The 12,864-nt window shown below is 62.4% G+C and carries 9 protein-coding genes; all 9 read right to left on the bottom strand.

Annotated features, from left to right (window positions below):
• Positions 1–16: 16 nt before the first annotated feature.
• The 9 genes from ACVWZP_RS15325 to alg8 all read right to left on the bottom strand — a co-directional run bounded on the left by ACVWZP_RS15325 (position 17) and on the right by alg8 (position 12,789).
• Positions 17–1,201, bottom strand: coding sequence for an alginate O-acetyltransferase (locus tag ACVWZP_RS15325; protein ID WP_457369906.1), 1,185 nt, complete (start codon positions 1,199–1,201; stop codon positions 17–19).
• 11 nt (positions 1,202–1,212) lie between these two features.
• Complete coding sequence (locus ACVWZP_RS15320; RefSeq protein ID WP_046384629.1) at positions 1,213–2,745, bottom strand: MBOAT family O-acyltransferase; 1,533 nt, start codon at positions 2,743–2,745, stop codon at positions 1,213–1,215.
• Positions 2,746–2,940: 195 nt separating this feature from the next.
• Positions 2,941–4,050 (bottom strand): mannuronate-specific alginate lyase, encoded by a 1,110-nt coding sequence (locus tag ACVWZP_RS15315; protein ID WP_126587567.1) that lies wholly within the window; start codon positions 4,048–4,050, stop codon positions 2,941–2,943.
• Between the two features lie 8 nt (positions 4,051–4,058).
• Positions 4,059–5,507 carry an alginate O-acetyltransferase gene (locus tag ACVWZP_RS15310; protein WP_046385355.1) on the bottom strand — a complete coding sequence of 483 codons (1,449 nt, stop codon included), beginning with the start codon at positions 5,505–5,507 and terminating at the stop codon, positions 4,059–4,061.
• 11 nt (positions 5,508–5,518) lie between these two features.
• Positions 5,519–7,108 carry a mannuronan 5-epimerase AlgG gene (gene algG, locus ACVWZP_RS15305; RefSeq protein ID WP_457369905.1) on the bottom strand — a complete coding sequence of 530 codons (1,590 nt, stop codon included), beginning with the start codon at positions 7,106–7,108 and terminating at the stop codon, positions 5,519–5,521.
• A complete protein-coding gene (locus ACVWZP_RS15300) occupies positions 7,108–8,595 on the bottom strand; it encodes an alginate export family protein (RefSeq protein WP_457369904.1) in 1,488 nt (495 codons plus the stop codon). Before ACVWZP_RS15300 ends, algG begins: the two co-directional genes overlap by 1 nt.
• Positions 8,592–10,019, bottom strand: coding sequence for an alginate biosynthesis TPR repeat lipoprotein AlgK (gene algK, locus ACVWZP_RS15295; protein ID WP_457369903.1), 1,428 nt, complete (start codon positions 10,017–10,019; stop codon positions 8,592–8,594). The genes ACVWZP_RS15300 and algK overlap by 4 nt, the downstream gene beginning before the upstream one ends.
• A gap of 83 nt (positions 10,020–10,102) precedes the next feature.
• Positions 10,103–11,269, bottom strand: a complete 1,167-nt coding sequence (locus tag ACVWZP_RS15290; RefSeq protein WP_017848639.1) for an alginate biosynthesis protein Alg44 — start codon at positions 11,267–11,269, stop codon at positions 10,103–10,105.
• Between the two features lie 38 nt (positions 11,270–11,307).
• Positions 11,308–12,789, bottom strand: coding sequence for a mannuronan synthase (gene alg8 / locus ACVWZP_RS15285; RefSeq protein ID WP_457369902.1), 1,482 nt, complete (start codon positions 12,787–12,789; stop codon positions 11,308–11,310).
• Between the last annotated feature and the right edge of the window lie 75 nt (positions 12,790–12,864).

Below are 12,864 nucleotides of genomic sequence, written 5' to 3'. Positions count from 1 at the left end.
GTGAGTTACCTCTCTTTCAGTTTTGCGCCCGTTCGGGCGTCTCGGATTTTGGGTGTTTAGCTGGAGTGTTCAGAGCCATGTTCTGTTGGCGCGCACCGGCTTGTTTGAGTTGCGCGACCCACTGCGGGTCGGCATCGCCGATTTCGTTGTTGACAGGCAGATAGCGTTCGGGGAACTCCCAGATCAGCACCTGGGGCGGGCGGTTCTTGAAGTCATCGCTTTTGAGGTAGCTGAGCATCGGCAGGATCGGGCCATGGCCGTCTTCGGCGTAGCTGATCACGTCGCTGCCCAGGGCTTGCTTGAGCGCCCCGACGAAGTTCCAGTTGGGGTTGGCGCTGTAGCTGGTGCCGACCAGTGCCACCGGGGTTTCGCTGTCGCTGAACAGCGCGTCGTCGCCTTTGGTTTCGGCCAGGTGCGTGACGCGTTTTTCCAGCGGCTCCTTGGGCGGCATCAGGTTTTCGAACAGCGGGTCGAGCGGCAGGAACAGGCGCAGGTCGCCCTTGTGCGGTGCGGTTTTCTCGGCCTCGGTGACAAAGCGCTGCGGTTCGCCGCTCAGTGGGGCCTTGTCGGCGATCGCCTTGGCCAGTTGCTTGGCGGCGATTTCGGCACCGTCCGGGGTCCAGTGGGTGTCGGTGCGCAGGAACACTTGCTGGCCGCCGAGCTTGGCCTGTTGCAGCGGGCCAAGCAGGTCGGGGGCGAGGATCTTGTCGGCGGCGACACGGGCGTGGAAGTCCTGATACAGGTTGGCGTGGATGCTCGCCGGTTTCACGTCACCCAGGTGTTCCGGGTACAGGCGCACCTTGGCCGGCACGATGGCGAGCACCAGTTGAACGCCTTGGGCCTTGAGCTGCTGGCGCACGCCTTCGACCAGGGCGTAGTTGCCCTCCAGGTTCTGCTCTTCGTTGACGGCGGGGTTGAACTCCTCGTCGCTGTACAGCCAGTGATCGCGGCCCAGCACCACGCCGGGGCGGCCTTCATTGAACAGCTTGTAGTCCAGCGCGGCCCAGAGGTTGGTGCCCAGGCGCTTGATCGGGAACTGTTCGTCGTAGTGGGTCTCGACGGCTTTGGTCCAGCGGCCGTTGAGCACGGTGGCGTCGGCATTGGTGCTGAAGCCGAAGAAACCGCGCAACGACCAGGCGCCCAGGGCGAGCAGCACCACCAGGAACAGGCTGATATAGAGGACGCGCAATGATCGGGTCATGGTCGGCTCCCTCAGAATTGGAAGTAAAGGAACGGCGAGAAACTCTGCGCCGACAGTTTCAGAATCGACGCCACGAACAGCAGCAGCACGGCAGCGCGCATGGCGTAGCGTGGCCAGTCAGCGGTCCAGTAGGCCGGTTGCACGGCGGCGTCTTTGCCCACGGTGAAACCTGGCTGGTGGATGCTGCCCGGGTCGTCGCCCGGTACGGCCTTGATCAGGCTCGGGTCGGCCGCCTTGGTTTTCTCGGCAGGGCGGTTGCTGTAGAAGTCGCGCAGGCCAAAGAACGCCAACGTTGCGTAGGCCACCACCAGGGTCGCCACTTGCAGGCCGGTGAGGCTGGCGCGGTTGAGTTCCGACAGCGACCATTCGCCAAAGCTGAACATCGCGCCGTACATGCGCCCGGCGACGTGCAGGTTTTCGGAACGGAAGATCACCCAGCCCATCACCACCAGCAGGAAGGTCAGCGCCCAGCGGATCGGGTTGAAGCTGCGCGGCGAGGTGTTCAGGCCGATGGCTTTCTCGATCGCCAGCCACATGCCGTGCCAGGCGCCCCACACGATGTAGGTGATGTTCGCGCCGTGCCACAGGCCACCGAGCAGCATGGTCAGGAACAGGTTGCGGTAGGTGATCAGCGTGCCTTTACGGTTGCCGCCCAGGGTGATGTAAAGGTAGTCGCGCAGCCAGGTCGACAGGCTGATGTGCCAGCGCCGCCAGAACTCGGTGATCGACTGGCTGATGTACGGCTGCTTGAAGTTTTCCATGAAGCGGAAACCCATCATCAAGCCCAGGCCGATGGCCATGTCGCTGTAGCCGGAGAAGTCGAAGTACAACTGCGCGGTGTACGCCAGCGCACCGAGCCAGGCATCACCGGTGGTGGGGTTTTGCAGGGCAAAGCAATGGTCGGCCACCACCGCCAGGGTGTCGGCGATGAAGACCTTCTTGATGAACCCCTGCATGAACCGCGTACAGCCTTCGGAGAACTTGTCGAGGGTGTGGGTGCGGTTGTTGAACTGGTCGGCCAGGTCGCGAAAGCGCAGGACGGGGCCGGCGATCAGGTGCGGGAAGATCGCCACGAACGCGGCAAAGTCGATGAGGTTGCGCGTGGCCGGAGTGTCGCCGCGATACACGTCGATGATGTAGCTGATGGACTCGAAGATGTAGAACGAGATCCCGATCGGCAACAGTACGTGGGTCAGGATGAACGGCTCCAGGCCCGCCGACTTCATCATTACGTTGATGCTGTCGACGCCGAAGTTGGCGTACTTGAAGTAGCCGAGGATGCACAGGTCGACCGCCACGCCCAGCAGCAGCCAGCGTTGCGCCGGCTTGGTACGCACGCCGGCGGCACCGACCTTGAGGCCGATCCAGTAATTCCACAGCGTGACGGCGGCGAACAGCGCCAGGAAGTCCACTCGCCACCAGGCGTAGAACACGTAACTGGCCAGTAGCAGCAGCAGGTTGCGATAGCGTTGCCCGCTCAAGTAGTACAAGCCGAGAAAGATCGGCAAGAACAGAAACAGGAACACATTGGACGAGAAAACCATCCCGATCTCTCCATGTTTAACCAACAGTCAAGGGCCGCAGCCCCCCCAAACCCCCCCACGAATCCGGGGGGAGGTTGTATTGCTCAAATGTGGGAGGGGGCTTGCCCCCGATGGCGGTGTAACAGTCGCCATCTGTGTTGAATGACACACTGCTATCGGGGGCAAGCCCCCTCCCACATTTCTAACCGCGTTTCGTCAGCTGCCTTTGTTGCCTTTTTCGTGCGTCGGGTCGTAGACCTTGGTCAGGTCGCCCCCGAGGCGGAAGGTCTTGAACGGCTGCATCCCATGTTTGCGCTCGAGCACATCCGGCGCGCAGGTGTAGAGGGTGCAGAAGGGTTCAAGCCAGGCGAATTTCATGTCTTCCTTGAGGTCCTTCATGTCCTGCTCTTTGCCGTTCTTCTGCTCGAAGATCTGCGGGTCCTTGACCCCGGCCAGCACCTTGTCGCCCAGGCGTTTGAGCGCGCCGTTGTTTTCCTGGCGCAGGTCCACGCCGTTGACCAGGGCAAAACTGGCGATCATCGACAGCGGCGGCAGGGCGTAGTTGTGGTACGACAGCGCGCGCTGCTGGCGCTTCAGTTCGTTGGGCAGGAAGCCCTGGTCGTCGACCTGGTTGGCGCCGACTTTGTATTCCTTTACCGCCCAGTCAAACAGGTCGCGACGGTTGGTGGCGATGGACGTCGCCATCACCGACCAGGCGGCCCAGTAGGAGTGGTTGTTGGTTTTTTCCAGCGGCAGGTTGTCCCAGTCGCTCACCACCTGATCGGCCAGCCGGTTGAACCAGGCTTCGATCAGTTGCGATTCCTGCTGATGGTTGGCCAGCGGGTGCGAGTCGGAGAACTTCAGGCGCACATAGGCCGAGGCCATGCTGCCCAGCGCCCATTTGCGCATGGATTTGCCGGTGTGGTTGAAGTCCTTGGACATCAACGCATCCGCCTTGGCCCAGCTGGTCAGCCAGTTGAGTGTGCATTCCAACTGTTCCGGGCGACCGTCGCGCATGAACTGCATCACGCGCTTGCTGGTGTCTTTTTCCAGCTTGGTGATGTCGGCGGTGCTGTCGCGAAAGGCCTTTTCCGACTGCACGTTCAGCGTGGAACGGGCCTTGTCCGAGCCTTCGTACTTGCTGCGAAACTGCAGCGAGCCGGTGTACGGCGCCGGCATGGCGTCGCAGCCGTCCTTGAAGTCGCCGGTCTTGAACGCTTCCACCGGGGCGAAATAACCCTGGGGCGGACGCAGTGGCGCGGCGGCATTCACAGAACCGGCGAAGATCGCCAGGCCCAGCAATGTGGGGATCAATAACTTCTGCATAGGTAACCTCATTGCCCGAGTGAGGCAGTCTTCTGACCGCCGCTTGGGAATACGTTGCGTGTGCAAATTTTCGCTTCGACTTTCTGCGCGGCAGCACCCGCTTCGGGGCCCTGCACTTCCACGGCCAGCAAGTTCTGCGAGGCCCAGTCTTCGTCGGTGCGCAGTTCAAAGGCGAAACGCCCGTCTGTATCGGATGTTTCGGGTTTTTCGATCTTGATGTCCTCGTGGCGCCCGTTCATGTACCAGAGGGTGGCTTGCAAGGTTTTCACCGACGGGTCGGCGAAGCGGATGTCGACCTGATGGTTGGCGTTGCGCAGGTCTTTGTTCGAACTGTTGACCAGCAATTCGTTCTTGCCGGGTTTCAGGGTGGCGCTGGCGCTCATCTGCGCGGTCTTGCCTTCGCAGCCGTTGTCCAGCAGCGCCATCATCTGGCGGTAGATGGTTTCCTGGTCGAGGCGGTACAACGGCGAGAATTCCCAGATCAGGATTTTCGGCGGGGTCTTCTGGAACTCGTCGCTGCCCAGGTACTGGATCATCGAGCCTTCCAGGCCTCCGCCGGGGAAGGCGACGTTGAGGATGTCGGCGCCGATTTCCTGTTCGAGGAAGCCGGCGAAGTTGTAGTTCTTGCCGCTGTGGCTGGTGCCGACCAGGGTGATCTGCGGGTTGCCCGAATCGCCGAACAGGTCGCCGTCGCCGGCTTCGCCCTTGGGTTCGGTGGTGAACTGGTCCATGTACTGGATCGCGTAGCTGGTGCCGCACAGTTGCCCGGCCATGTTGTGCAGGGTGCCGGTCTTGCCCATGCGCCCGGAGCGCTTGGTTTCGAATTCGCGCTTGGGAATCTCGGCGAACTCGGGCATCGCGCGCACTTTGGCACCGACGATTTTCGCGGTGCGCTGGGCGCCGTAAGGGGTCCAGTGCTGGTCGCCGCGGAAGTAGAAATCGTGGGCCGGTAATTCATCGGGCAATTGCTCGTTGGTCAACGGCGACAGGTCCGGCACCACGTAGCCCATCTTGGCGAAACGGCCGAGCATGCTCTTGTAGTTGCCCAGGGCCTTGTCGAAATCGAACGCGGCTTTCTCTTCGGGGTTGAGCTTGTTGCGGTTTACCAGGCCACGGGTCGGCTGGTAGACCACCACCAGTTCCACGCCCTTGGCCTTGAACGCATCGTGCAGCTGTTGCATGCGTTTGTAGCCGGCGGGGCTGGTGTCGAATTCGGTGCGCAGGTCTTCCTGGGTACGGAACAGCCAGTCGCCCTGGGCTTGCACCAGGGTGGTGAAGTTCTGCTGGTAGCGCGTGGTGTAGTTCTTCGCGTCGTGGGCCGCCGGGCACAGGCTGCAGCACGGTTCGGCGCTGAAGGTCGGCGCCTTGATCTCGTCGGCGCGCACGCCCTGGCTGGCCGCGAGCAGGCCGAGGGTCAGACCCGAGAGGCTCAACAGTTTGATCATGTGTGGGTGCATAAGGGTCATCCTCAGTCCTGCATTTCGGTCTGGCGTTCGACAGGGTCGATCAGCACGGCTTTCTGCTGGCGTACCAGCAGGTCGAGAATTTCTTCCTGGCGCTCGCCAAGAATGCCGTTGAAGCTGATGCCGCTGGATTTGGTCGGCGCCAGCATCGACACGCGGTACAGCTCGATACTCAACGGCGAGTCGATCGACAGCGGCCCGCTGCCGTTACCGGCCAGTTCGCCGCCGACCACGATCAGCGAGACCTTGGTGTCGAACGGGTCGAGGGCGATGTCGCGGTCGGTGTCGGTCAGGTCCTTGATGTGGCCATAGACGCCGGTCAGCCCGTTGGCCATCGAGGTGTTTTCGTACAGCTTGATGTTGACGCTGTTGCGTATGCGGATGCCGTGGCGACGGTTGGCGATCACCTTGTTGCCCCACAACAGGTTGTCGCCGCTCTCATAGAGGGTGATGCCGTCGGTGTGGTTGCGGTAGATCTCGTTGTCGGCGATCAGGTTGTTCACGCTGTTACGGTCGATCACCAGGCCCGAGAGCTTGTTGTCGTAGCTGCGGTTGTTGAAGATGAAGCTGTTGTTCACTTCCCGGGAAATGATGATGCCGTGCTTCTTCTTGGTGCCGTAGACGGTGTTGTCCGCGATGATCAGGCCGTGGGAACGGTCGTGGGGGTCAATGCCGTAGACAATGTTGTCTTTGTAGGTGTTGCCCTTGATCACGAAGCCTTCGGTCTCGTAGCAGTAGAAGCCGTACCACATGTCCGAGAACTCGGAATCGATGATCCAGCCGGTCGGCTCAGGGCGCTTGAGCACCTTGGCCATGTTCGGCGTGTACTGGGAAATACTCACCCCATACGACTTACTGTTGGCGTAGCCGAAACTGGCCATCTTGGTGTTGGCGATGTAGGTCTCGGTGCCGCCCCAGGCCAGCAGGAACGGGCGGAATTCCTGGGGCGACTGGAAGGTCGCCGGGCCGTTGGCCTTTTCTTTCCAGCCGGTGATCTTGGTATCGCGCACGAACAGCTGGCCGTCGTTGATCAGGAACGCACCGGCCTCCTGGGACAGGCGCAGTTCTTTGGTGTGCTTGTCGATATCGAGGATGCCCTTGCGCCCGACCACGATCGGCAACTTGGCGAGGAACACGCCCGGCGAGGTTTCGCTGAGGTACTGCTTGGGCACTTTGCCCAGCAGGTCCTTGAGGTTCATGTAGCCGTCGTCGATAAAGATCGCCTGGGGAATGCCGTGCTGGCGCACCACCCACTCGGCCATCTTGTTGTCGCCGCCGATGAAGTCCTTCAGCGCGTCTTCCTGCATCATGCGGCGGATGCTGATTTTGCCCGGCTTGGTTCTGACGATTTTCTTTTCCATCGCCGCGGCGGTGTAGCCCGACAGGTCCGGCAGGGCCGGCTTGGGCATTTCCAGCGGCGCGGTCGGCGGGCTGGAAATGGTGTAGGTCTTGGCCTGTTGCAGTTCTTTGGCGATGGTCGGCGCCTTGACCGGCTGCGCGGTATCGGCGAAGGCTGTGGCATTGGCCATCAGCATCGCGGTCACCAGCAAGCATCTGCCTGTGAAGGGGTGAGCAATCATTGCGCGGGCTCCCATCAGAACTTCCAGATCACGTCGACAAAGGCGCGATGCATGTACGAGTCGACCTGGCTGCCATAAGCGTCGCCCGGTTTGAACACGCCGGCACGAAAGCGCACCAGGGCCGACGGTTCGTCGATCGACTGGCTGAGCGCGGCCGGCAGCAGGCCTTTCTTGAAGTACTTGGTGACGACCAGGTCCATCTCCTGGCCCAGGTCTTTCTTGCCGTCTTCAAGGGGCAGGGAAGTGCTGGACAGGATCGCGCCGGTCACGTCGTCGGTGTTGTTCTGCACGGCGTCGATGCCGTTGCTGCCCACCGGCTTGTTGCCGTCGACGCGCCAGAACTTGTGGTACACCAGGCTGGCGTCGTAGTCCTCGCGTAACTGCCAGGAGCCGAACAGGCTCATGGACTGCATGTTGTTCATCTCGCCGCGGAACGCTTCGCCGAAGCGATGCAGGCGGGACTGGGTGCCGGTGAAGTTCGAACGGTTGCTTTGCAGGCCGTTCTGTTCGTACTCGGCGCTGGCGCGGGCATAGGCCGCACCCACTTGCCACTGCGGGTCGAGGCGCAGGCGGATACCCAGGTCGGTGGCCCAGCCGCTCACGTCTTCGCTGCGCTTGGCGTTGCTCGGGCGGGTGCCGTCGGCGTTCAACGCGTTGACGGTGTCGCGGTCGCCCTGCATGCCGGTGACGCTGGCCCAGTAGTTGACGGTGTTGGTGTTGCGCCAGTTGTAGGCGTCGCTGTTGGCTTCGATGCCGAGCCAGGTCAGGTCGCCGTTCTCGCGCTTGTCCAGCGGGTCGCTGGCCACGCCGGGTTCGGCGTAGTCGAGCTTGCCGTCGTCATGGGTGTGGTGCCCGCGCAGGCCGATCCACTGGCCCGGCGTCCACTGGTAGGCGGCGTCGGCGTAGAAGTGCTGGCGGTCTTTTTCGTCGGGCGACAGCTCCTTGAGGTCGGTGCGGTATTCGCTGAAGCGTTCGGCGGCGCCGACGTTGGCCTTGAGCAGGGTGGTGTCGAAGGTCCAGTTCAGCGCTTCGATGTTGGTGTCGCGCCATTGGCCGTCGTCATTGCGCAGACGCTGGCGGCCGAACTTGAGGAGCTCGCCGGGGTAGGGCGTGAAGCCGCTGTAGCCGACCCAGAACTCGCGCAGGGCCAGGTAGTTTTTCTTCGCTGTGCGGTCGCTGTTGCTCGACTGCTCGGTGGTGTCATCCGAGGACTGCTGCAGGGTGTCGGTCTCGATGATGTCGCTCGAGGCAACGGCCTGGCCCATGGCGTAGGCGCTCCAGTTGCCGCTTTCGCCGTAGACCCACGGGCGCAGGTCGAGGCCGATGCCGTTGACGTCGCCACCCTTTTGGGTGCCGAGGTCGCGGTCGTCTTCGGACTGGCCGGTGACTTTGACTTCCAGGCCGAAGTTATTGGCTTCGGTCAGCGCGGCCAGGGTCGGGCACGACCACAGCAGGGCGAAGGTCAGGCCGATACCGGCCTGCACGAATGGATTGAGCTTCATAGGGATTCCTCGCCGTCTTCTTCTTGCAGGGCGTGCAGTTGCAGCGTGCTCTGGGCCAGGGTGCCGCGCGCGGCCAGTTCCTGTTGCACCAGGCGTTGGCCTTCGGCGCGTTGTTCCGGCGTCAGCGGGGCTTCGAGCTGCGTGGCCAGGTCATTGGCCTCTGGCGTGTCCTGGGCTTTAGCCAATTGGCTGAAGACATAGGCGTTCAATGGGTCGGGCTTGGTGCCCTTGCCTTGGGAAAACAATTGCGCGATGGCGAAGTCGGCGCTGTTCTGGCCGTTGCGCGCAGCAGTCAGCAGGTGGTCCAGGGCTTTTTGCGAGTAGACCTTGCCCAGGTAACCACGGCGGTAGATCTGGCCGAGGTAGTAGTCGGCGGCCACTTCGCGGCCCAGGGCTTTCTCGAAATGCGCTTCGGCGGCCTTGGCGTCCGCCGGCACCCACTTGCCATCGTAGTAGAGCTTGCCCAGCAACAGCTCGGCGCGCGGCTGGTCGGCGGCGCGGCCGTTGTCCAGGTACTTCATCATCTGGTCGACGTCGCCCAGTTCCGGGAAGTCGTAGAGCAATTGCGCCAGGCTGACCCAGGATGCGGGGTAGCCGGGGGCGATTTTTTCCAGCAGCGCCTGGGCGGTTTTCTCGTCGGTCTTGCCCAGCGTTGCGTCGCCCAATACGCGGGCCACGCTGTCGATGCGCTGTGCGGTGACGGTGCCGCTGCTGTAGCCGGCTTCCATTTGCTTGAGCAGTTCGGCCTGTTTTTCTGGCTCGGCTTTTTTCTGATAGACCGTGGCCAGTTCGACGTAGCAGATGTCGGTGGTGTTCAGCGCGGCCTTGCAGATGCGCTCGACATCATCCAGATGCTGGTCGTAGGTGTCCTGGGTGCGATACAGCAGCACCTGGGCCAGACCGGCTTCCGGGTAACCGGCGGCCTGCCATTTGTTGATCTGCTGCTGGGCGTTCACGTTGGGGAAGCTGTGCGGGTATTGCAGGTACAGCATCGCCAGCGGGATCAGGGTGTTGCCTTCGCCATTGGCAAAGGCTTTTTTCAGCAGGCCTTCGGCTTCATGGTGTTCGGCTTCGGTGGCGCCGGGCTTGGCCACCAGCAGGCGCCCCAGGCGGGCCTGGGCGCGCGGCGAAATATCCGCAGCGGCGCGGTAAGTGGCCTCGGCCTGTTTGATCTGCGCCGGATCGCGTGTGCCGACCTGGATATCGGCCAGGCCCACCTGGGCCTCGCTGTAACCCAGGGTCGCCAGTTGCTGGTAATTCTGCTGCGCGGTGAGCGTGTCGCCCCGCTTGAGGGCTTCGTTGGCCAGGCGCTGGTCGGGCAGGCCGGCGCAACCGGCGAGGCTGACCGCAAGTGCCAGCAACGCGACAGGGCCCTTGTGGGAGCGGGCTTGCTCGCGATGCAGGCCGTGCGGTCCGTCAGGCAAACCGCACTGATCCCATCGCGAGCAAGCCCGCTCCCACAGGGATTGCGGTGTTTTCAGGAGAGTCGTCACAGGCAGGTCCTCGCTTACAGTCCGGCAGCCATGGCTTTATCGATCAGCCAGTTCAGCGATGGGCCACGGTCGCTGGTGACTTCCACCGGGCGGCCGGCGTAGGCGCTGTCCAGCGGTGCGTCCGGCTTGATCTGCACGCGGATGTCGGAGGACAGGTCGGCGCTGTTCAGGCTGGTGCTGCTGACGATGGTGCCGGTGCGGGTCTGTTCTTCGTCGGCGACCTGGAAGTTCACCGGGGTACCTGGGCGAACGTCAGCGAACTGGCGGTAGGAGAAGCGTGCTTCCACGTTGGCCAGGCTGCCGCGTGGCACCAGTTGGAAGATCACGTCGCCTTTGCTTGCGTATTGACCGTCGGCCACCATTTGCTGGGCCACGATGCAGTCGCAAGGCGAGGTCAGGGTGCCGGTCATTTGCTTGCCGAACAGTTCTTCGACCTTGGCCGGTTGCAGTTGGTCTTCGTCCAGATGGCCCTTGAGCACGTCGAGCATGCTGGTGCTGAAGGTCGCGAGCGGCGCGCCTTTGGCCGCCACCGCGTCGCCTTTGAGCAGGCTTTGCACGGTGCCGTCGCGGGGCATGGTCACGTTCATGCCGGGCACGCTGACCAGGCCGGCCTGGGCGTGGCTGACGAAGTACATGCCGTACAGCGATTTGAAGACGAAACCGAATGCCGCCAGGCCCACCAGGAAGATCGCCAGGCTGAACGTCACGGCGCGCAGGCGGCCGAAGACGCTCATGTTGCTGCCGCCATCCTTGACCTTGCGCGCCTTGGTGAAGTTGTCGCGTTGCAGGGTGGCGAGTACGTCGCCCATGGTCACGATATCGCCCGACAGGTGCGACGTGATCAGGTGACGCAGCGTGGAAATATCCTGCGCGTCGAGGTTCTGGAACTGGCAGCCGGTGCGCCCGCTCTGGCGGTCGTAGGAGCGAATCTGCAGCTCCACATCCATCGCCAGGCCGAGGTTGTCGATGACAAATTGCAGGCGACCCTTGTGCACTTCGCCAACGATCAGCGGCTGGGTGGCGGTGAACGCCAGGCCGCCGGCGGACAGGTCGATGACCCGCGCTTCGGTCGGCGTGCGGTCAGTGTTGAAAAAGCGCAACTTGGCCGGGATTTTGACCCGGGCGTGCTGGCGTTGGGCTTCGGATTCGTGGACAACGTTGGCGTTTACTTGGCTGTTCATCAGGGCAATTTCCTAGAGTTAATTCAGGCTTGGCAGGGTCAGACCATCATCAGCAACACGGCGACGAAAATGCTGCCGGCGGAGAAGGTCATGGTCCGAGACGACCAGGTGTTGAACCAACGTTGAAAGCTGGCCAAATCGCGGGTCAGTTTGGTGTCTTGGCGGGTCCAGGACTGTTGATCGAGGCGGAAGAACACGTAGATCTTCACCAGCGCGCCCATGATCTGGTTGTAATAGAGAATCACCGGGTACGCCGGGCCGATCCTGTGCCCGGAGCACGACAGCAGCACGGTCAGGATCAGGCGGGTGATGCCGATCCACAGCAGGTACACGAGGATGAACGCGCCGCCGTACTTGAAGGTGGCGATGATCGCCACAGTCAGGCCGAGCAGCGAGGTCCACATCGACACGCGCTGGTCGAACAACACCACGCTGGTGAACAGGCCGAGGCGACGTACACCCAGGCCCAGGGCGCGGGAGTTCTGGCGCAGGTTGTTGCCGTACCAGCGGAACATCAGCTTGCGGCTGGCTTTGATAAAGCTCTTTTCCGGCGGGTGCTCCACGGTGTTGATTGCGGCATCCGGTACGTAGAAGGTGTCGTAGCCCAGGCGCATCAGGCTGAACCAGCTGGACTTGTCGTCGCCGGTCAAAAACTTGAAGCGGCCCAGGCGCCAGTGTTGCAGCGAGTCGCTTTCCACATCGGCGATAAAGCCCGGGTCGGTGACCACGCTGGCGCGGAACACCGACATGCGCCCGGTCATGGTCAGCACGCGCTTGGACAGGGCCATCGAGCACATGTTGATGTGGCGCTGGGCGAAGCGCAGTTTGTGCCATTCGCTCATGATGTAGCCGCCGCGCACTTCGCAGAACTCGTTGGTGGTCAGGCCGCCGACATTGCCGAACAGCTGGAACCACGGCACGGTTTTGCGCACGACGCCTTCGGCGAGCACGGTGTCGCCATCGATCACTGCAACCACGGCGCGGTCATCCGGCAAGTGGCGGGAGATGGCGCGGAAACCGAAGGCCAGGCCGTCGCGCTTGCCGGTGCCGGCGATACGCACGAAGTCGAGCTTCACATGGCCCGGCGGGTTCATGCGTTCCCACAGGCTTTTCACCAGCAGTTCATCGGACATTTCCACCAGCGAGCAGACCACGGTGGTGGGGAAGCCGCATTCGATCGCTTCGCGGATCACCGAGCTGTAGACCTGCGCGGTGGTCAGCGCATCGATCCGGAAACTGGTGACCATCAGGAACACATGGGACGGGTCCGCGGCCTTGCCCAACTTGCGCACTTTGCGCCGCAGGTGGGGGTAGACCACGTACAGGAACAGCATGCCGCGAAAGAAATGCGTCGCACCCATCGAGTAGCGCCAGATACCGACGGCGCCAATCAGGAAAATAAAATTCTTCGACTCGGAGTCGAACGTACTCGCCGGCAACAGCAGGGCGAGTCCCATCAGCAGGCTCAAGAAGAACAGCCAGCCGGCGGATTGGAGCAGTACGTGTTTTAACTTGGACATAGGCGTCATCCGCAGGTGAAGGAGGTTTCGAGCTGCAAGCGCTGGGGATCAGGACGCCGGCAGCCCGAAACTTGC

The sequence above is a fragment of the Pseudomonas sp. TE36184 genome, from assembly GCF_054060055.1.
This window is presented reverse-complemented; position numbering and strand designations above follow the sequence as displayed.